Annotated in this window: 21 protein-coding genes and 1 pseudogene; 9 read left to right on the top strand and 13 right to left on the bottom strand. The window is 68.1% G+C overall.

What is annotated here, in order from left to right; translation table 11 throughout:
* Window positions 1-126: pseudogene (locus AC1DYK_RS31110) on the bottom strand (3-keto-5-aminohexanoate cleavage protein); the annotation flags it as partial.
* A gap of 130 nt (window positions 127-256) precedes the next feature.
* Here AC1DYK_RS31110 and AC1DYK_RS31115 point away from each other — a divergent pair.
* The gene (locus tag AC1DYK_RS31115; protein ID WP_478169821.1) at window positions 257-613 is read left to right on the top strand and encodes a hypothetical protein; all 357 of its coding nucleotides are present in this window, start codon (window positions 257-259) and stop codon (window positions 611-613) included.
* A 58-nt stretch (window positions 614-671) separates the two neighbouring features.
* Window positions 672-1,178, top strand: a complete 507-nt coding sequence (locus tag AC1DYK_RS31120) for a CinA family protein (protein ID WP_478169822.1) — start codon at window positions 672-674, stop codon at window positions 1,176-1,178.
* Between the two features lie 74 nt (window positions 1,179-1,252).
* Here the strand turns inward: AC1DYK_RS31120 and AC1DYK_RS31125 are convergent, their stop codons facing one another.
* The 8 genes from AC1DYK_RS31125 to AC1DYK_RS31160 all read right to left on the bottom strand — a co-directional run bounded on the left by AC1DYK_RS31125 (window position 1,253) and on the right by AC1DYK_RS31160 (window position 9,177).
* Complete coding sequence (locus tag AC1DYK_RS31125) at window positions 1,253-1,843, bottom strand: NADPH-dependent FMN reductase (protein ID WP_478169823.1); 591 nt, start codon at window positions 1,841-1,843, stop codon at window positions 1,253-1,255.
* A gap of 103 nt (window positions 1,844-1,946) precedes the next feature.
* Complete coding sequence (locus AC1DYK_RS31130; protein ID WP_478169824.1) at window positions 1,947-2,465, bottom strand: O-acetyl-ADP-ribose deacetylase; 519 nt, start codon at window positions 2,463-2,465, stop codon at window positions 1,947-1,949.
* 19 nt (window positions 2,466-2,484) lie between these two features.
* Complete coding sequence (locus AC1DYK_RS31135) at window positions 2,485-3,288, bottom strand: class I SAM-dependent methyltransferase (RefSeq protein WP_478169825.1); 804 nt, start codon at window positions 3,286-3,288, stop codon at window positions 2,485-2,487.
* A 364-nt stretch (window positions 3,289-3,652) separates the two neighbouring features.
* Complete coding sequence (locus AC1DYK_RS31140) at window positions 3,653-4,627, bottom strand: 2-hydroxyacid dehydrogenase (RefSeq protein ID WP_478169826.1); 975 nt, start codon at window positions 4,625-4,627, stop codon at window positions 3,653-3,655.
* A gap of 31 nt (window positions 4,628-4,658) precedes the next feature.
* Complete coding sequence (locus AC1DYK_RS31145; protein WP_478169827.1) at window positions 4,659-5,459, bottom strand: transporter substrate-binding domain-containing protein; 801 nt, start codon at window positions 5,457-5,459, stop codon at window positions 4,659-4,661.
* A 49-nt stretch (window positions 5,460-5,508) separates the two neighbouring features.
* Window positions 5,509-6,672 carry a lactonase family protein gene (locus AC1DYK_RS31150; RefSeq protein WP_478169828.1) on the bottom strand — a complete coding sequence of 388 codons (1,164 nt, stop codon included), beginning with the start codon at window positions 6,670-6,672 and terminating at the stop codon, window positions 5,509-5,511.
* An 8-nt stretch (window positions 6,673-6,680) separates the two neighbouring features.
* Window positions 6,681-8,396: an IlvD/Edd family dehydratase gene (locus AC1DYK_RS31155; RefSeq protein ID WP_478169829.1), complete on the bottom strand. Its 1,716-nt coding sequence runs from the start codon at window positions 8,394-8,396 to the stop codon at window positions 6,681-6,683.
* A gap of 94 nt (window positions 8,397-8,490) precedes the next feature.
* The gene (locus AC1DYK_RS31160) at window positions 8,491-9,177 is read right to left on the bottom strand and encodes an RraA family protein (RefSeq protein WP_478169830.1); all 687 of its coding nucleotides are present in this window, start codon (window positions 9,175-9,177) and stop codon (window positions 8,491-8,493) included.
* A 100-nt stretch (window positions 9,178-9,277) separates the two neighbouring features.
* Here AC1DYK_RS31160 and AC1DYK_RS31165 point away from each other — a divergent pair, with 100 nt between their 5' ends.
* The 3 genes from AC1DYK_RS31165 (at window position 9,278) to AC1DYK_RS31175 (ending at window position 11,197) form a co-directional block, all read left to right on the top strand.
* On the top strand, window positions 9,278-10,039 hold the full coding sequence (locus AC1DYK_RS31165; protein ID WP_478169831.1) for a FadR/GntR family transcriptional regulator: 762 nt from the start codon (window positions 9,278-9,280) through the stop codon (window positions 10,037-10,039).
* Window positions 10,040-10,100: 61 nt separating this feature from the next.
* Window positions 10,101-10,667 carry a LysE family translocator gene (locus AC1DYK_RS31170; RefSeq protein ID WP_478169832.1) on the top strand — a complete coding sequence of 189 codons (567 nt, stop codon included), beginning with the start codon at window positions 10,101-10,103 and terminating at the stop codon, window positions 10,665-10,667.
* 14 nt (window positions 10,668-10,681) lie between these two features.
* Window positions 10,682-11,197 carry a DUF1697 domain-containing protein gene (locus tag AC1DYK_RS31175; protein WP_478169833.1) on the top strand — a complete coding sequence of 172 codons (516 nt, stop codon included), beginning with the start codon at window positions 10,682-10,684 and terminating at the stop codon, window positions 11,195-11,197.
* 28 nt (window positions 11,198-11,225) lie between these two features.
* Here AC1DYK_RS31175 and AC1DYK_RS31180 read toward each other — a convergent pair whose 3' ends face one another.
* The 4 genes from AC1DYK_RS31180 to AC1DYK_RS31195 form a co-directional block, all read right to left on the bottom strand.
* Window positions 11,226-12,260 (bottom strand): L-idonate 5-dehydrogenase, encoded by a 1,035-nt coding sequence (locus AC1DYK_RS31180; RefSeq protein WP_478169834.1) that lies wholly within the window; start codon window positions 12,258-12,260, stop codon window positions 11,226-11,228.
* Window positions 12,261-12,269: 9 nt separating this feature from the next.
* Entirely contained in the window at window positions 12,270-12,716 is a 447-nt protein-coding gene (locus tag AC1DYK_RS31185) for a cupin domain-containing protein (RefSeq protein WP_478169835.1), read from the bottom strand.
* A 51-nt stretch (window positions 12,717-12,767) separates the two neighbouring features.
* Entirely contained in the window at window positions 12,768-13,190 is a 423-nt protein-coding gene (locus tag AC1DYK_RS31190) for a hypothetical protein (RefSeq protein WP_478169836.1), read from the bottom strand.
* 115 nt (window positions 13,191-13,305) lie between these two features.
* A complete protein-coding gene (locus AC1DYK_RS31195; RefSeq protein WP_478169837.1) occupies window positions 13,306-14,220 on the bottom strand; it encodes a LysR family transcriptional regulator in 915 nt (304 codons plus the stop codon).
* Window positions 14,221-14,317: 97 nt separating this feature from the next.
* On the opposite strand from AC1DYK_RS31195, the gene AC1DYK_RS31200 reads away from it, so the two are divergent.
* From AC1DYK_RS31200 to AC1DYK_RS31215, 4 genes are read left to right on the top strand one after another with little or no spacing between them, the layout of a single operon-like run.
* Window positions 14,318-15,871 (top strand): AMP-binding protein, encoded by a 1,554-nt coding sequence (locus tag AC1DYK_RS31200; protein WP_478169838.1) that lies wholly within the window; start codon window positions 14,318-14,320, stop codon window positions 15,869-15,871.
* A gap of 18 nt (window positions 15,872-15,889) precedes the next feature.
* Window positions 15,890-17,053 carry an acyl-CoA dehydrogenase family protein gene (locus AC1DYK_RS31205; RefSeq protein WP_478169839.1) on the top strand — a complete coding sequence of 388 codons (1,164 nt, stop codon included), beginning with the start codon at window positions 15,890-15,892 and terminating at the stop codon, window positions 17,051-17,053.
* A gap of 55 nt (window positions 17,054-17,108) precedes the next feature.
* On the top strand, window positions 17,109-18,095 hold the full coding sequence (locus AC1DYK_RS31210; RefSeq protein WP_478169840.1) for a Bug family tripartite tricarboxylate transporter substrate binding protein: 987 nt from the start codon (window positions 17,109-17,111) through the stop codon (window positions 18,093-18,095).
* Complete coding sequence (locus tag AC1DYK_RS31215; RefSeq protein ID WP_478169841.1) at window positions 18,092-19,207, top strand: CaiB/BaiF CoA transferase family protein; 1,116 nt, start codon at window positions 18,092-18,094, stop codon at window positions 19,205-19,207. Before AC1DYK_RS31210 ends, AC1DYK_RS31215 begins: the two co-directional genes overlap by 4 nt.
* Window positions 19,208-19,216: the final 9 nt, after the last annotated feature.

Below are 19,216 nucleotides of genomic sequence, written 5' to 3' on the forward strand. Positions count from 1 at the left end.
ATCCTCCATCGTGACTGGAATGTCTTCCGGGAAGTCTGAAGGAATCCAGCCCGGCGCATAGGGGGCGGCGGTGATGATCAGAGGCTGCTGGTTCTCAGGATACAGGTGGCCGTCAAGGAAGTTCATGGTGAGGGGTCTCCGAGATGAAAGGTGAATATCGAGAATGTCGAACTGGATAGAAAAACTCAGTGCGGGACGTCGTCTGCGATCCCGGCGTGCTTCGACGTGGGTTGCGTGACGCTGGTCAGCATGGCCAATGACCAGCCAATCAAGACCATGGCAGAGCGTGCAAATTGCTTCAGTTTCATCTTTGTCTCCAAGTCTTTCGTTTCTCGGACCGCTGTGCCAACGCAGGCAGTATCCGGCGCAGCGGCGACAAGTCCTTGCTTATTTGGGACACAAGTTTGTCAATTTGGGCAGGAAGACATTGCTGGCACTGCTTGTCTTTGAAGCGGCGCGAAGTCGATTGCTTCGCCTCCTTACATCGATGAATCTATTCGGTCGTGTACAGACGGTTGATCGTCTCGGCCAAGGCGTTGTCGTCGATGCCGCGACCATGGCCCACAATCAGGCCAGCATCGTGAAGCGCCAGCTGGAAACCGGACCTGAGTGATCGGCGGCCGCTCGCGCGAACAGCACTCATCGATACGCCCACGCCTGGAGTCTTCCGAATGTCCGACCTGCCATCGCTCGCCACCCTTGCCGCCCGCGTCGGCGCCGCCTTGCGTGAGCGCGGCCAGACGGTGGCGGTCACCGAGTCCTCGGCCGGCGGCCTCGTTTCTGCCGCGTTGCTGGCGATCCCGGGCGCGTCGGCTTTCTTCCTCGGCGGCGCCGTCGTCTACACGCGGCGCGCGGGCAGGGCGCTGCTGGGCCTGAGCGCCGCCGATGTCGTCGGCATGCGCTCGGAGACCGAGCCCTACGCCGCCCTCGTCGCCAACAGGATCCGCGGCCAGCTTCGCGCCACCTGGGGGCTCGGCGAGAGCGGTGCGGCCGGGCCGTCGGGCAGTCCGTACGGGGATGCGCCCGGCCACGTGTGTGTCGCAGTCGCCGGCGACGTGACGCGGACGAAGACCGTCGAGACCGGCGAAGGCGACCGGGTCCTGAACATGGACCTGTTCGCGCGGCAGTTGCTGGCGTTGTTCGATGAAGTCCTGCAGGCGCCTGACGCGCCGCGATGAGGAGCCGAGGCGCCGTGGCTGGAGCAGCGCGGAGCAATCCCGGCCGGCTCCTGCACCGTCGACTGTCCCAGCAGTCAGTACGGCGGCGGCTTGCGCGCGCGCTGTGCGCGCGCCGCCTCGGTCCACCAGGCCAGGTCGTCGGCGAAGCGAACGAAGGAGCGTTCGAGCGCTTCGCCGGCGTTGCCGGTGGGCCGCCCGTCGGTATCCAGCGTCTGCGCGATGGGGCCGACGGCGAGGGTGCTTGAAACGACGACCATGCCCATCTCGGACAGGATGGAATGCCAAATGGTGCCCGAGCGGACACCCGAGAACCGGCCGGCCGAATAGCTGGCGACGGCGGCCGGACGCCAGAACCACTCCTCGAGGAAGTGGTCCGTCAGATTCTTCAGGCCGGGTTGCGGACCCCAGTTGTATTCCCCGGTCACGAAGACGAAGGCATCCGCGTCGCGTATCTTCCCGGCCAGGGCTTCCATGGCCGCGGGGGCGGTGCCCAACGGGTACTCCTTGTACATGCGGTCGAGCATGGGCAGGTCGACCGCCTTGGCGTCCACCAGCTCCGCATCGTCCCCTCGCGCCTTGAGGCCGGCGACCACGTAGTCCGCCAGACGCACGCCCATCCGGTCGGACCGGTAGGAGCCATAGAACACCAGGACCTTGTCACCCATCGTCGCTCCGATTCAAACCGGGAGGTATCCGGCCATCGAACGGGAGACTACAACATCGGCGCCAGCGAGATCGGGGCTGGCGCCAGCCAAGTCTTCGACCGGGTCAGGCCGACCCTTCGGCGAGCACCGCCTGATAGACGGCCAGGTCGTCGGCCGAGAAGCAGCAGAAGATGACCTCTTCGATGGTCGAGCCTTGTTCCAGGCCGGCTCGAACGGCAGCCACGGCAACTTGCGCTGCGAGCTCGATCGGGTAGCCGTACACCCCGGTGCTGATGCTCGGGAACGCGACTGTTCGCGCGCCCTGTTCGCCCGCGAGCGACAGTGACTTCCGATAGCAGGACGACAACAGTTCGGCTTCGCCGTGGGCACCGCCATGCCACACGGGACCGACGGTATGGATGACGACCTTGGCGGGCAGGCGATAGCCTCGGGTGAGCTTGGCGTCGCCGGTCTGGCAGCCTTCCAGCAGTCGGCATTCCCGCAGCAACTCGGGCCCCGCCGCGCGATGGATGGCCCCATCCACCCCGCCGCCGCCGAGGAGGGGATTGTTCGCCGCGTTGACGATGGCGTCGACCGTCAGCTGGGTGATGTCCGCTCGAAGCGCGCGCAACGCTGCCGGCATGCGGGTCGTTCCATTCGTCTCAGCGTGCCTGGGCGCGCGTCAGCAGATAGTGCTGATGCACGATGTTGTCGGCGTAGTGGAGGGAGACCATGGCATCGAACTCGGCCCGGAGGGCGGCGAGCTTCCCGGGCTCGTTCGCGACGCTCTCGACCAGCTTCTGGATCGGCCCGACGGAACGCTCCATGAACAGGCGGTAGTGCTCGATGCTGAGCGCGGGGAAAGCCATCGTGCCGCGCTCGAAAAAGGGGGCGTCGAAGCGTGTGCCCAGGCGCTCCATGACCGTCGCGGGATGGCCCCACTGCGGAGGCGGCGCCGCCCCGGGTGGCGGCGGCGGCGAATTGCGCCCCACGAAGGCGAACAGGCGGCCAATGAGGTGCTCCGGTGGCCAGGTGGCGAACGCGATCCGGCCGGTGCTCTTGAGCACGCGATGCATCTCCGCCATCACGACGTCGGGGCGCGGCGCGAACATGTGTCCGAACTGGCTCAACACGACGTCGAACGACGCGTCGGGGTAGGGCAGTTGCTCGGCGTCGCCCTCGGTCCATACGATGTCTTCTTGCTGGGCGATGCGGGCGTTCTCGCGGGCTTGCTCGAGGAGTTCGGGCGTCAGGTCCAGCGCCTGCACCTGCGCGCCGGCCCGCGCGGCCGTGATGGCCACGACGCCGGTCCCGGTGCCGACGTCGAGGACGGTCTCGTCCGGAGCGATGCGCGCAAACTTCACGAGGTGACCCGCCACCGGGGTGGTGAACATGGCTGTCGGCGCGAAAGAGGCCCACATCTCCCGCTGTCGCTGCTTCAGCTCTGCAAACGGATCCTGGCTCATACCGTTCTCCTTGTTCGCGAATGCGCGGACAGGACGAACTGTAGTCGTCGCAGTGTCGAAGGCAAGCCCGTTCGCCCGCAACGCCGCCGGACCTGGGCCCCTGCGCCGCGCTCATGCGCGCGACAGCTGCATCAACGCCTCGTCGTCCCGCAGGGCCTGATGGACGGCTCGGCTGCTCCTCTCCCTCCTCGGAGGGAGGACCCCACCATTGGCGTATTGCGTGATGCCTTCGTTTGTCCAAAGCTCTCCCCCCACTAGGGGCTGGAGGTGGAGAAGGATCGTCAACGCGGGGGGGAGGGCGGGGTGCCCGCGTCGCGGACCCCGTTGAACTCGAACGGGCTTGTCCGGAAGAGACGGGCTCGAATCAGGCGCGCGCCAGATCGAAGGCGCCGGTCGGGCGCTGCCCGGCCAGCGCCTGCAACAGGTTGGTGGTGGCCAGTGCCGCCATCGCATGCCGGGTCTCATGGGTGGCCGACCCGATGTGCGGCAGCGCAGTCACCCGCGGATGGGTGCGCAGCGGCGATTCGAAGGGCAGGGGCTCGATGGCGAAGACGTCCAGGCCGGCCGCGCGCACCCGACCGCTGTCCAGCGCCGCGAGCAGATCGGGCTCGACCACGGTGCGTCCGCGCCCGCCGTTGATGAAGATGGCGCCTTGCTTCATGGCGGCGAACACCTTCGCGTCGATCAGGCCGCGGGTGGCCTCGGACAGCGGGAGCATCGCCACGACGAAGTCGGCGCGCGACAGCAGCTCGGCCAGCGGCGCCTGCTCGGCTTTGCCGTGCAGGTCGGGCGCCTGGGTCGCGAGATCGACCGGATGGCGCGCGTGGAAGAGCACGGGCATGCCGAAGCCCAGCGCCGCGCGCCGCGCGATCGCCTGCCCGATGCGGCCGAAGCCGATCAGGCCCAGTGTCTTGCCGTGCACGTCGAAGCCGTAGAGCTCCTCGCCGAAGTCCTTGGGCCAACGCCCTTCGCGCACCATGGTCGACAGCTCGACGAAGCGCCGGCTGGTCGCCAGCAGCAGGCCGAAGACGGTGTCGGCGACCGTGTCGTCCAGCACGCCGGGCGTGTGGCACAGCAGCACGCCGCGGCGGCGCAACTCGGCCAGATCGTAGTTGTCGACCCCGACCGAAGCGCTAGAGATCACTTCCAGTTGCGGCGCTTCGGCAAGCAGCGCGGCGTCGATCGGGTAGCTCGAGCCGATCAGGCCATGGGCGCTCGCCAGCGCTGCCCGGAACGCAGCCGGTGCCTGCTCGGCGTTGGCCACGGTGACCTGGTGCACGGACCGGATGCGGTCCAGCTGGTCGGCCGGGATTTCCTTGAAGACGACGACGTGTTTCACGCTTGAGAGGTCCTTGCCTGGGGGCGCCGCATCAGGAGCCGGACAGTGCCGGCAGGTCGGTGCCGAGCCACTTCTGGTAGAGCTTGTTGAGCTCGCCGTTGGCGCGATTGCGGGCGATGAAGTCGTCCAGCGTCTTCTTCAACTCGGCTTGGCCGGGCCGCATCGCCACGGCCATGACCTGTTCGCGAATCACCAGTTTCTGCTCGTAGGTGTTGGCCGGCGCGCGCTTGGCGATCTGGGCCGCGACCGTGGTGGAGCAGCCGATCGCATCGACCTGGCCGGACAGCAGCGCCTGCATCGCGGATGCGTCGTCGTCGAAGCGGCGGATCTCGGTGCCCGCCGGCGCCATGGCGGTCAGCGCCACGTCCTGCGTGCTGGCACGGGCCACGCCGATGCGCTTGCCCTTGAAGTCGGCGGCCGACTTGATGTCGGCCTTGCTGGCGCCGTAGAGCACCACCGATGCGGCGGCGTAGGGCACCGAGAAGTCCACCTGCTTGGCCCGCTCGGGCGTGATCGCCAGCGATGCGATCAGCAGGTCGACCTTGTTGGTGAGCAGGAAGGGCACGCGGTTGGGGCCGGTCACCGGGACCAGGTTTAGCTTGACGCCCAGGTCCTTGGCCAGCAGCCGGGCCACGTCGGCGTCGTAGCCGTCGGGCTGGTTCTGGGCATTGGTGGTGCCGTAGGGCGGGAAGTCGACCAGCATGCCGACGCTGATCTCGCCCTTCTTCTTGATGTCGGCGATGCCTTGCGCCGAGGCTGCAGAAGCGCCGCAGCCCAGGGTCGCGGCCAGGCCGAGTGCGAGCAACTGGCGGCGTGAGGGAAGACGGAACATGGAAAAGACTCCTTGAGTTGAGAAGAAAAGACCGGATGGCTGCAGGCAGCTACCTGGGCATCGAGCGCAGCGACGACGGCCCGCCGGCCACCGGGATGCGGTGGCCGGTATCCACCAGCCGGCCGCTTCCGACCGCGTAGACGGCCAGTTGCCGCTCGACATTGAACTGGGCCAGGATGTACCGGCTGTCGGCACTGAAGACGACGCCCTGGCCGGCTTCGCCCGCCGGAAGATCGCCCGCCGGATGCGCGCGTTCGCCGCGAATCTCGAACAGCACCAGGCGGCCGTGCGCACGGCGCCCCGGGTTGCCGGCCTGCAGGTTCGAGCCGTCCATGGTCAGTGCCGCGATCCATCGGCCGTCGGGCGAGATGGCCACGCCTTCCGGCAGGGACGGAACCGACAGATGCTGCACGGCACGGAAAGGGCGCGTGCCGATGTCGATCAGGGTCACGGTGTCGGCATCGCCCGCCAGCTGCGCGCCCTTGCCGGGCAGGCCGGCCAGGCCGACATTGCCGACCACGGCCCAGCGACCGTCGCTGCAGACATCGACCGCGTAGGGCGCCACGCCGGTCGAGACGCGTTCGCGGCTCGAGCGGACCTCGTCCCCATCGACGTCGAGCACCGCGACGCCCTGCTCGTCGCGCAGCAGCACCAGCGCGGCGCGGCCATCGGGCGTGAAGGTGATGCCCGACAGGCGGCCGCTCGAGACCGCCAGCTCCGCGCGCGGATGCAGGCGCGTGCCTTCGATGCCGAAGACCGCCACCGTTCCGCCCACCGTGGCGGCCAGCAGCAGATTGCCTTGCCGGTTGATGGCGACGCCCTGCGGATGGTGCGAGGTCGGGCAGGTTGCGACCACCCGGGGCGGCGTCGCATGCAGATCCACGACCTGCAGGTAGTTGTCGAACAGGCAGCGCCCCAGCGTCGGGTCATATCGGTTCGGCGCCGACACGATGGCCAGCCGGCCGTCCGCAGAGATCGCCACCGCCTGCGGCGGTCCGACGATGGTGGCGGCCACCTCCAGCGACGCCACCACCCGGGGCGGGAAGGAGCTCGCGTCGATGAGGTCGAGAGAGTCCGCGGGCGGATCGGCGGGAAAGGTGTCCCGCCCTTGCACGCGCCGGTACTTCGCATCGTTGGTCGACACGATCAGGTCGCGCCGGCCGGCGCCGGGCACGGGGGAAGGGGCTGCGGGCAGGATGAGATCGCTCGGCATCGGCGGGCTCAATGACTCTCCCGAGGCACCGCGTGGCCTCGGCAACCCACGAGAAAATCGAGGTCGGCGCCGCGGTCGGCCTGCAGCGTGCGCTCGACGTAGAGCGCCTGGTAGCCGCCCTTCATGGCCGACTCGGGCGCGGTCCAGAGGCGGCGCCGGCGCGCCAGCTCGGGCGCGGACACCCGCAGCTCGAGCCGCCGCGCCGCGACGTCCAGTTCGATCTCGTCGCCATCCTGCACCAGGGCCAGCGGGCCGCCGACGGCCGCCTCGGGCGCCGCGTGGAGCACCACCGTGCCGAAGGCGGTGCCGGACATGCGCGCGTCGGACAGCCGCACCATGTCACGCACGCCGCGTTCCAGGAGCTTGCGCGGCAGCGCCATGTTGCCGACCTCGGCCATGCCCGGATAGCCCTTGGGACCGCAGTTGCGCAGCACCATGACGCAGTGCTCGTCGATGTCGAGCAAGGGGTCGTCGATGCGCCGCTTGTAGTCCTCGATCGTGTCGAACACCACGGCACGGCCACGATGGCGCAGCAAGGCCGGCGAGGCCGCGGATGGCTTGATGATCGCGCCGTCGGGCGCCAGGTTGCCGCGCAGCACCGCGATGCCGCCCTGTGCCGTCAGCGGCGCGCTCAGGGGCCGGATCACGTCGGTGTTGAAGTTCTCCGCCGTGGCGATGTTGTCGCGCACGGTGGTTCCGGTGACGGTGAGCGCATCCAGGTCGAGCAGGCCCTGGATCTCCTTCATCAGCGCCGGCAGGCCGCCGGCATAGCAGAAGTCTTCCATCAGGTAGCGGCCGGAGGGCATCAGGTTGAGCAGGGTCGGCACGTCCTGGCCCCAGCGGTCCCAGTCCTCGAGCGACAGCGCGGTGCCGATGCGGCCGGCGATCGCGAGCAGGTGCACGACCGCATTGGTGGAGCCGCCGATCGCGCCGTTGACGCGGATCGCGTTGGCGAAGGCGGCGCGGGTCAGGATCTTCGACAGGCGCAGGTCCTCGCGCACCATGGCCACGATGCGGCGGCCGGTCAGCCGCGCCAGGCGCGACCGGTGCGCGTCCACCGCGGGGTAGGCCGCGTTGCCGGGCAGCGCGACGCCCAGCGCCTCGGCCATGCTGGCCATCGTGGAGGCCGTGCCCATCGTCATGCAATGGCCGGGCGAACGCGACATCGCGCTTTCTGCGGCCATGAAATCCGCGCGGCTCATCGTGCCTGCGCGCACCTCTTCGGAAAAGCGCCAGACATCGGTGCCCGAGCCGATGTCCTGGCCGCGGAACTTGCCGTTGAGCATCGGGCCACCGGAAATCACGATGCTCGGCAGGTCGCAGCTGGAGGCGCCCATCAGCAGCGAGGGCGTGGTCTTGTCGCAGCCCGCCATGAGCACGACGCCGTCCATCGGGTTGCCGCGAATCGCTTCCTCGACGTCCATCGACGCGAGGTTGCGAAACAGCATCGCGGTGGGCCGCAGGTTCGACTCGCCACAGGAGAAGACGGGAAACTCGAGCGGCACGCCGCCGGCGTCGAGCACGCCACGCTTGATGTGCTCGATCAGTTCCCGGAAGTGGCCGTTGCACGGCGTGAATTCCGAGAACGTGTTGCAGATGCCGATGATCGGCCGGCCATCGAAGCTGTCGTCGGGCAGCCCGGCGTTCTTCATCCAGCTGCGGTGGATGAAGGCGTCCTTGTCGTCGCCGGCGAACCAGGCGGCGGAGCGGAGGGTGTGTGTCATGCGGTGGAATCCATCGGGAAGCGGCGCGCGGCCTGGGGCGGGGCGCGCGGGCGCACCGCCCCGGCGAGCCACGGCGTGCGGCGCCGGGCCGCCCTTACATCACGCCGAAGTGGTTGAAGGCCTCGACCGTGCTCATGCCGTTCTGGATCGCGGTGCGCACCGCGCTCTCGGTGCTGACCTTCTCCAGTGCACGGCTGAAGGCTTCGACCTCCGCCTCGCGCGGCACGATCAGCACGCCGTCCTGGTCGCCGAAGACCACATCGCCCGGACGCACCCGCACGCCCTGGATCTCCACCGGAACCCGGTAGTCGACCACCTTGCCGCGCGGGCCCTGGTCCTGCGAGTAGCCGCCCAGCGAGAAGACCGGCATGCCCAGTTCCAGCACTTCGCTGGTGTCGCGCGAGTAGCCGTCGAGCACCGCGCCGGCCGCCTTCAGGTGCAGGGCGCGGGTGGTCATCAGTCCACCCCACAGCGCGAACTGCGGCGCGCAGCCGGTGGCGACATAGACCTCGTGGGGCTTCAGGTCGTCCAGCGCATGGAACAGCAGGCCGAACGGCTGCTGGCTCAGCGCCGTCTTGCCTTCGGGCTCGGCGCGCGAAAAGCAATTGGTTTCCAGCACCGGCATCGCGCGGCCCGCGATCACCATCGACCGCGCGACCGGCCGGATGGCCGGCGGCAGGAACTGCCGCGTCAGGCCCATGGTGTCGAGGATGTCCCCCACCACCGCCGGAAACAGGCGGGTCTTCATGAGCCTGAACAGCTCGTCGTCGTCTTTCCACATGGCTTGCCTCTTTCTGATCGATCGGCCGATTGAACCGGCACGAGCGGCAGACGACAACCTTTATACCTATATGATAGGTTGGCAACCATCGGCGATTCACATGCATTCACATCCTTTTGTCCTGGGCAAGCTCGACCGCACCTCATTGACCGAGCAGGCCGTGCAGAGCCTGCTTCGGCACATCGAGCAGGAGCAGCTCGGGCCTGGCGCGGCCCTGCCCGGCGAGGCCCGGCTGGCCGAGGTGCTCGGCGTCAGCCGGCCTGTGGTGCGCGAGGCCTTGCGCACGCTCAAGGGCATGGGCGTGGTGGAGATCGCCAACGGCAAGAGCCCCGTGATTCGCCGCGACCTGGACGCTTCCGCGCTGAATGTCTATTTTTCGCGGGCGCTGCAGGTGCTCGAGAATTCCACCGAGGATCTGATGGAGGTGCGGGCCAGCCTGGAAAGCCGGGCGGCGACTCTCGCGGCGCGGCGCCGGACGCCCGAACACATGGAGCGCATGTCTGCGCTGGTGGTGCAGATGCAGGCCCGGCTGCGCGACCCGGCCGCCTACGCGGCGCTCGACACCGAACTCCACATCGAGATCGCCCGCGCCAGCGGCAACCTTCTGCTCTGGCAGATGATCGGCTCGATCCGCAGTTCGCTCGAATCGCAGTCGCGCCAGGGCATGGAGCAGCGCAAGACCGAGGCGAGCCTGCAACAGGTCCAGGACAGCCATGCGGAGATGGTCGCCATGATCTGCGATGGCGACGACTGCGGCGCGGAGGCGTCGATGCGCGCGCACATGGACGCCGCGCTCCGCGTGCTGGCCGGGCCGAAGCGCGCGCGCAGCACCGGCCGCCGGGCGCGTCCCGGCCGGGATTGACCTCGGCTCGATGATTCGGCCCTCTTGACCCGGGAGGGCGCGCCCGTCAGCATCGAGCGCCATGGACCGCAACACCTGGCTCATCTATCTCCTGGCCGCCATCGGCCTGTCGCTGTCGCCCGGACCCAACGGGTTGCTGGCGCTCACGCACGGGGCCTTGCACGGTCGGCGCAATGCGCTCTACACCATCTTCGGCGGAGCCTTCGGCTTCGTCGCCGTCGTGGCCCTCTCGATGTTCGGCATCGGCGCGCTGCTCCAGGCGTCGCTGGTGTGGCTGACCGTCATGAAGTGGCTGGGCGGTGCGTACCTCGTCTGGCTCGGCGTCCAGGTCTGGCGCTCGCCCCCGATCGGCCTCGAGCTTCAAGCTTCGGCGCAGGCCCGGCCGGGCTGGTCGCTGTTCCAGCAAGGCGCGCTCTCCGCCCTGACCAATCCCAAGGGGCTGCTGTTCTTCGCCGCCTTCCTGCCTCAGTTCATCGATCCCACCCGCAGCCTGTTCATCCAGTTCGTCATCATCGCCAGCATGGCGCATCGCATCAGTCCGTGGCTGCGCCGCGTCGGGCGGCGCTTCAACCAGGCCTGCGGCGGGGTGTTCGTGGCGATCGGTGTCGCGCTGCCCCTGCGTGGCTGAACGGTTGACGACCGATGCCTCGCTATGTTGCATTCCTGCGCGGTGTGAGCCCCATGAACGCCAAGATGCCGGCGCTGAAGCGCTGCTTCGAAAGCGCCGGCTTCACCGACATCAAGACCGTGCTGTCCAGCGGCAATGTCGCGTTCAACGCGCGTGCCGCGTCGCAGGCGGCACTTGAACGCAAGGCCGAAGCGGCGATGGCGCAGCAGCTCGGCCGGACCTTTCTTTCCATCGTGCGCTCCGCCGATGACTTGCGGGGGCTGCTCGACGCGGACCCGTTCGCCGCACTTCAGCTGTCGACGAACGCCAAGCGCGTCGTCACGTTCTTGCGCCAGCCTCCCGAGGCCAAGCTCTCGCTTCCGCTCGAGGTCGACGGCGCGTGCGTGCTCGCCATCAAGGGCCGGGAAGTCTTCACCGCGTACGTTCCGAACCCGCGCGGCCCGGTGTTCATGACACTGATCGAGAAGACCTTCGGCACCGGCGTCACGACCCGCACCTGGGACACGATCAGGAAATGTGCCGCAGCCTGAAGGCTGGCCCTGCACCGCGCGGCCACGCTCAGTCGAAGTTCAGCAGCACTTTCATGGCCTGCGAGCGATCGGCCGCCAGCGCGAAGGCGCGGGCCGAGTCGCGGTACGACAACGTGGCCGAAATCAGCGGCTTCACGTCCACCAGCCCCTTGTTGAGCAGTTCCACCGCGACCGCGAACTCCTCGTGGAAGCGGAACGCGCCCCGCAGGTCGAATTCCTTGGCCACGAGGGTGTTGATCGGCAGCGTCATGTCGCCGCCCAGCCCGAGCTGCACGATGATGCCGCGCGGGCGCAGCGCATCGAAGGCGCCGACCAGCGCACGGACGTTGCCGCTGGCCTCGAACAGCACGTCGAAGCTGCCCTTGTCGGCCGTGAAGCGCGCCAGGCCGTCGGGCGCGTCCGCCACGTTGACGATCTCGTCGGCGCCGACCTTGAGCGCCTTGCCCAGCGTGTGCGCGCCGACGTCGGTGGCGACGATGTGGCCGGCGCCTGCGCGCCGCGCCGCGATGATCGCCAGTGCTCCGATCGGCCCGCAGCCGGTGACCAGCACGCGCTTGCCGAGCAGGGAGCCGGCACGTCGCACCGCGTGCAGCGCCACCGCCAGCGGCTCGGCCATCGAGCCTTCGCCGTCGCTGACCGAATCGGCCAGCCGGTGGGCCTGGTGGGTCTCGACCACGAGCTGCTGGCGGAACGCGCCCTGCACGTGCGGCGTGCGCATGGCGCTGCCGTAGTAGCGCATGTCGAGGCAATGGTTCTGCAGGCCCTGCCGGCAGTAGCGGCAAACGCCGCATGGCCGGCTCGGGCTGATCGCGATGCGTTCGCCGGGACTGAAGCTCGTGACGCCGGCGCCCACCGCCTCGATCATGCCGGCGACTTCATGGCCGAGCACCATCGGCTCCTTGATGCGGATGGCGCCGAAGCCGCCATGCTGGTAGTAGTGCAGATCCGAGCCGCAGATGCCGCCGCAGCGAACCCGCACTTGCAATTGATCGGGTCCGAGTTCGGTGGTTTCGAATTCTTCGACGCGCAGGTCGCCGGGGGCGTGGATGACGAGGGCTTCCATGTCTGGCCTTTACGGTCGGGACTGGGCGCCGGGCGGCGCGGCCGGGACCAGTCCATAGCGGCTCATGACGGCGACCAGCGCCGCCTTGTCGGGCGGCCCTGCGGTGTTGACCACCGCAGCGACATCGCGAAAGTACCGGGCGCCGATATCCGGCGACTGCACGACCAGTGCCCGGGCTTCCGTTTCAAAGGGATTCGAAAACTGATGCACGCTCCCCTTGGGGCTGAACATCGTCGCGCCGGCTGCGAGGTCGCGCGTTTCGGCATCGACGGAATAGCGCAGCGTTCCCTCCAGGACATAGATGCATTCGTCGTTCTGCGTATGGCTGTGCGGCGGCGGCACGTTCGAGCCGGGCGGCACCGTGAGCTCGAACATGCCGACGCGGTCGGCCTGCGAGCCGTCCACGAGATAGCGAATGGTCAGCTGGCCGACTTGGATGGCGGAGGGGTCTGTCATGTCAATCCTTCGTGGTGCATGTAGAAGCGGAATGCGGAATCTTGCCGGGACTCACGACCGAAACTTGCGGTCGAGGGCTTCGGCAATCGCTGCACCGATGTAGGCCAGCGGCGCCGCCCAGATCACCGACAGGGTGCCGACCGCGAACTGTGCCTTCGCGAACCGTTCCGGTGTCATGTCCCCCGACGCCGCCCCGTAGCGCTGGTACTGCTGGCACAAGTCGTAGTTCAGGTACAGCCAGGCGGCGACGACCAGCAACAGCAGGATGAATTTCCATCCGCTGTGCCACGGCGCCATGGTCTTCTGCACCACCTTCGTCGTCTGCAGGAAGAGCCCCAGGATGAAACCGACCCCGGCTCCGAACCACTCGACCGTGTGGTAGTCGGGCAGCGTGCCCAGGTACCTGGAGACCGTGGGCCATGACAACAATGCGCCGACGAGCGCGCCAAGTCCCTGGATGATCTTCTCTCTCATGGCTGCTCCTCAGGAACACGACTTGCACGAGACCGCACCCGGGTGCAGCGGCGTTTCCATCCAGGCCCCGTTCGAATGTAGGAGCTTTGCGATCGTCGGGCAATGCGCGGGCGAGTCAATTCCCCTGCTCGGCGCCTGCATTGGCGCGAAGCAAGGCCGTCAGCCTTTCGGCCAGCGGCGACTGCCAGGCGCCGGCGCGCACGATGACCCCCATGTCCCGCGCGATCTCCAGCTCCGGCGCCGGCAGGACCTCCAGCCCGTGTCGGCGGGCCTCGGTCAGGCCGGCGACGCTGCAGAGCGTAAGCAGGGGGGAGTTCCGCGCCAGCGGCCACATCGACACCCGGCCGAACTCCGCCTCCACGCGCACGTCCGGCCCCTCCAGGCCCCGCTTGCGGTACTCGGCGGTGATCCACTGGCGCACGCGCACGTGGGTGCCCGGCAGGATCCATTGCTCCCGGGCGAGATCGTGCAGCGAGAGCGTCCCGCGCCCCTGCAGCGGATGGTTGCGATCGCTCACCACATGGAATCGATCGGCGTAGAGCGACTGGAAGCTCAGGCCCTGCGTCGTCGCGGTCTCGCTCGCCGGGGCAAGAATCAGATCCAGGGTGCCGGCCAGCAGCATCTCGATCAGTTCGCTGATCAGCCGCTCGCGCAGCTGCAGCCTGGCGGCCGGGCGCTCCTGGATGAGCTGCCAGAAGGCCGTGACCACCAGTTCCTCGGAGACCGAAGGGCTGAACCCGACGCGCAGCTGGCCCAGCTGACCGGTGCGCATCTGCTGCATCTCGCGCATCGCGTCGCCGTACTCGAGCCAGATCTTGCGGCCACGGTGCAGGAACGATCGCCCGGCCTCGGTGAGCAGAACCCCCTTGGCGTGCCGGGTGAAGAGCTGCAGGCCGGCGTCCGTTTCGATGCGGTGCACGGCCTTGGTCAAGGCGGGCTGGCTGATTCCCAGCGCCTGTGAAGCCCGGCCGATGCTCGCGTGCTCGGCGACCGCCAGAAGGTATTCAAAGTCCTGGATCTGCAAAGGCATTCCTGTTGGTTATGTCTTGCGCCAGTTTGGTTGATTGTTGGCATGCGTGCAAGTGGAGAAACTGGCCCAAGACTTTCCGCACACCGAGAGACAAACCATGGATCTGAACCTGCACATCCGACGCGGCGCCCGCTACTGGGGCCAACGGCCCGCCGTCATCCACAACGGCCGCATCGTGACCTATGCGGCGCTGCACGAGCGCTCCTGCCGCCTGGCCAACGCGCTGCTGGCGCTGGGGCTGGAGAAAGGCGATCGCGTGGCCATCCATGCGCGCAACTGCGCGCAACTCGTCGAGATCGAGTGCGCGCTGTACCAGGCGGGCCTGACCAAGGCCGCGCTCAATCCGCGCTACACCGCCACCGAGGTGTCGGAAGTCATGGCCGACTGCACGCCGGCCGTGCTGATCGCCGGGGAAGGCTTCACCGGCCACAGCCCGTCCACGCCCGGCTTCGAGTCGGTGCGCGCGATGATCTCGCTGGCTGGCGAGCGACCCGGCTACCTGGGCTACGAGGCGCTGCTGGCCCGTGCGTCCCCGGTCGCGCCGGTGGTCGACATCGATCCGGACGATATCGCCGTGCTGCATTTCTCGTCCGGCTCCACCGGCAGGATCAAGGCCGCGATGCAGAGCTTCGGCAACCGCCGGGCCAGCCTTCGCAAGTTCCTCATCGGCAGCGACGTGCGCATAGGGCGGGGCGACCGCCTTGCGCTGCTCGGCCCGATGACGCACGCCACCGGCATGCTGATCCAGCCGGTCCTGCACGGCGGCGGCACGCTGGTGGTGTTCGACAAGTACGAGGTCGAGCCCTTCCTGGCGGCGGTGCAGGAACTGCGCATCACGCACGTGTTCATGGTCCCGGCGATGATCCACATGGCGCTGGCGCATCCGTCGATCGGGCGCTACGACCTGTCCAGCCTGCGCTCCATCGCCTATGGCGCAGCGCCGATGGCACCCACGCGAATCCGGGAAGCCTGGGCCTGCTTCGGTCCGATCCTCTCGCAAGGCTACGGTGGCAGCGAGACCACGTCAGGCGTGGCACGCCTGTCCATCGAAGACCACGCGCACGCGATCGCCCACCGTCCCGAGCGCCTGGCATCCTGCGGGCGTCCCCACGTCGAGGCCGACGTGCGCGTGGTGAACGAGCGCGGCGAAGAGGTCTCGGGCGACGAGATCGGCGAAGTGGTGGTCCGCGGCGAAGACGTCTTCAAGGGCTACTGGGGCGCGCCGGAACTCACGGCCGAGGTGCTGGTCGACGGCTGGTTCCACACCAGCGACCTGGCGCGGGTGGACGACGAGGGCTTCATCTACCTGGTGGACCGCAAGAAGGACATGATCATTTCGGGCGGATTCAACGTCTACCCGACCGAAGTGGAAGCCGCGCTCTACCAGCACCCCGCGGTCTTCGAGGCCTGCGTGGTGGGCGTGCCCGATGCGCAATGGGGCGAGAGCGTGAAGGCCGTGATCTGCCTGAAGGGGGACGCCAAAGCCACGGCCGCCGACCTGATGGCCTTCTGCCGCGAGCGCCTGGCCGACTACAAGTCCCCGCGCACGATCGAATTCGCGGCCGAGCTGCCGAAGAACCCGAGCGGAAAAATCGCGCGCAAGCTGGTGCGCGAGCCCTATTGGACCCACGTGGAACGCCGCGTCAACTGAATCGAGGAACAGAGACAGATGGAACACCTTGCCAGCCCCCAGCTCGCCGAGATTCGCGAGCGTCTTGCCCGCTTCATCCAGGACGAGGTCCTCCCGATCGAGAAAGAGCTCGACCTCGGCCCCGAGGACCCGTGGCCGCGCGAGGTCCTGCATCGCATCTGGCGCCGCTCGAGCGATGCAGGCCTGCTGCCGATCTGCCTGCCGCCCGAGATGGGCGGCGCCGGCCTGAGCGTCCTGGACCAATGCCTGCTGAAGCTGGACATCGCCAGGTCCGGTGCGTTGCTGGGCGCCCATGTGCTGGGTGACCTGAGCGGTCCGCCGCGCGTGGGCAACATGCTGAAGTACGCCACGCCCGATCAGATGGAGCGCTTCTTCCTGCCGGTCATTCGCGGCGAGAAGGGCACCTGCTTCGCGATGACCGAGCCCCATTCGGGATCCGACGCCAACAGCATCACCACCCGCGCGGTGCTCGATGGCGACGAGCTCGTCATCAACGGCCACAAGCACTACATCAGCGGTTCGCCTTTCGCCGACTTCGCGATCGTCCAGTGCGTGACCGATCCCGACAGCACGCCCAAGGGGGTGACGGCGGTTCTGGTCGAGCTGGATTCGCCCGGCGTGCGCCTGGAGCAGGCCTATCTTCCGATGTCCGGCCAGCACATCGACGCCGACATCATCTTCGAGAACGTGCGGGTGCCGGTGCGCAACGTGTTCGGCGGCTACGGCAACGGCTTCAAGCTCGGCATGGCGCGCATCAACGTGAACCGCCTGCTGCACTGCCCGACGATGCTGGGCATGGCGCGCCACGTCTACGAGCTGTCTCTGGGGTACGCCCGCACCCGCCAGCAGTTCGGCGGCCCGATCGCGCGCTTCCAGGCGATCCAGCACATGCTCGCCGACATGGCCGCGGCCTTGTGGGCGTGCGAAAGCATGATCCTGAACACCGCGATGCTGGCCGATCGCGGCGCCGACATCCGCATGGAGGCCGCGGCCTGCAAGCTTTTCGTGTCCGAACGTTGCTTCGAGGTGGCCGACAAGGCGGTGCAGATCCACGGCAACGTCGGCGTGACGAAGAACCATCCGGTGGAGCACGTGTTCCGCAAGCTGCGCATGTTCCGGATCGTCACGGGCACCTCCGAGATTCAGCGCAACACGATCGCCCGCGTCATTCTGGAAGCGTGAGTGAAAGAGGCGCACCAAGCGCCCGCGCAACCTTCAAATCACAAGGAGACAAGACATGAACAAGAGACGCTTCCTGCAGGCGGCCGGCGGCGCCGCGGCGGCACTGTTCGCATCGCACGCCAGCTGGGCCGCGGACGCCTATCCGGACCGGCCCATCCGGATGCTGGTGCCGTTCCAGCCGGGCAGCACACCGGACATCTGGGCACGGGCGCTCGGCAGTGCCCTGACGGCGCGGCTGGGCCAGCCGATGGTGGTCGAGAACATGCCCGGCGCCGGGGGCTCCATCGGCGCATCGGCGCTGAAGCGCGCCACCCCTGACGGCCATACCCTGGGCCTGTTCGCCAACACGCAAGCCATCACCGTGCATACGTTCCGCACGCCGCCCTATGACATGGCGGCGGATTTCGTGGCTATTTCGATGCTGGGCGGCGGGGCTTCGCTGCTCACGGTTCCCGCGTCTTCGCCCATACGCACGGCCCAGGACTTGATCGCCGCGCTGAAGGCGAAGCCGGGCGGGATGGCCTACGGCTCCGGCGGCAATGGCAGCATTGCCCACCTGGCGGTCGAGCAACTGCTCCGGGATACCGGCACGACGGCCTTGCACGTCCCCTACAAGGGCGCGCCGGACATCGTCTCGTCCCAGCTGTCGGGCCAGACCCAATTCGGCATGCCCATCCTGGGGACGGCATTGACGTTCGTGAACAACGGCAAGCTGCGTGCGCTGGCCGTCACCAGCGACAAGCGGTCGCCCTCGCTGCCGGATGTGCCGACGCTGGCAGAGGCACTGCCTCCCGGCTTCTCGTTGAACAGCTGGTCGGGGGTTTTCGCGCCCGCCAGGACGCCGGCGCCGATCGTCGATCGACTGTCCAGGGAGATCAACGCCATCTTGCGCTCGGGTGCGATGGATGAGCTGGTGAAGACCATGGGCTCCGAGCTCCGCCCCGATGGCTCGCCGGCGGAGTTCCAGAAATTCGTGATCGCCGAGGACAAGCGCTTCGGTGATCTGATCAAGACCATTGGCTTGAAGGTGGACGGACGATGAAACCGGAATGGTCGTGCCTGAAGGATGTGACGATCCTCGATGTCAGCCAGTTGCTGCCCGGGCCCCACGCGGCGTCGCTGCTCGCGCAGCTGGGCGCGGACGTGATCAAGATCGAGAACCCTGACACCGGCGATACCTCGCGCCTGCTCGGGCCGGCGGTGTTCGCCCAGTTCAATCGCGGCAAGCGATCGGTCGCCCTGGACCTGAAGTCGCCCGAGGGAAAGGCGGCCTTCCTCGACCTGGTCCAGCGCGCCGACGCGGTGATCGAGGGCTTCCGCCCGGGCGTGATGCAGCGGCTGGGGCTGGGCTACGACACCCTGGCGGAGGTCAATCCGGCCATCGTGCTGTGCTCGATCTCGGGCTTCGGCCAGACCGGTCCGCTGGCGGCCCATGCGGGCCATGACCTGAACTACCTGGCCCTGTCGGGCTACTGGGCGGTGCCGGTGCAGGTGCACGACAAGGTGTCGCGGCCACGCGCGCGCATCTCGGACTTCGCCGCCTCGGGCTATGCCGCACTGTCGCTGAGCGTGGCGATCATGAGCGCCCGCCAGAACGGCCGGGGGCAGCACCTGGACGTGTCGATTCTGGATGCCGTGACGTCCTGGACGGCGCAGGGCGCCTGGGCCGCGCGCGGCATTGACGCGGACCGGCTGGTCGACTCGCCGACGGTGATGCCGGAGAACGACCTGTTCGAAACCCTGGACGGCCGCCACCTGGCGATGGGCATCCTGGAGAACAAGTTCTGGGTCAACCTGTGCGAGGTGCTGGGCGACGAATATCCCGCCTTGCGCGATCCGCGTTTTGCGACTCGGCCGCAAAGGCAGAAGCACAAGCAGGAGGTCAACACCCTCATGGTGCAGGTGTTCGCGGGCAAGACGCTGGCCGAATGGGGCGATCGCTTCGCCGGCACCGACGTTCCCTTCTCCCCGGTGCTGGGCGCCGCGGAGCTGTTCGAGGATGCGCAACTGATCGCCCGCGACATGGTGCGGCAGCACCCCGAGGAAGGCCGGATTTCGGTGCGCTTTCCGGTGAAGTTCTCTGCCGGCCTGCCGGACGCGCCGGAGGGGGTGCCCGCGCTCGGCGAGCACACGGAGTCGGTCTTGAAGGCCTGACGGTTGTCC

It is taken from the genome of Variovorax sp. P2_H12, assembly GCF_056403395.1.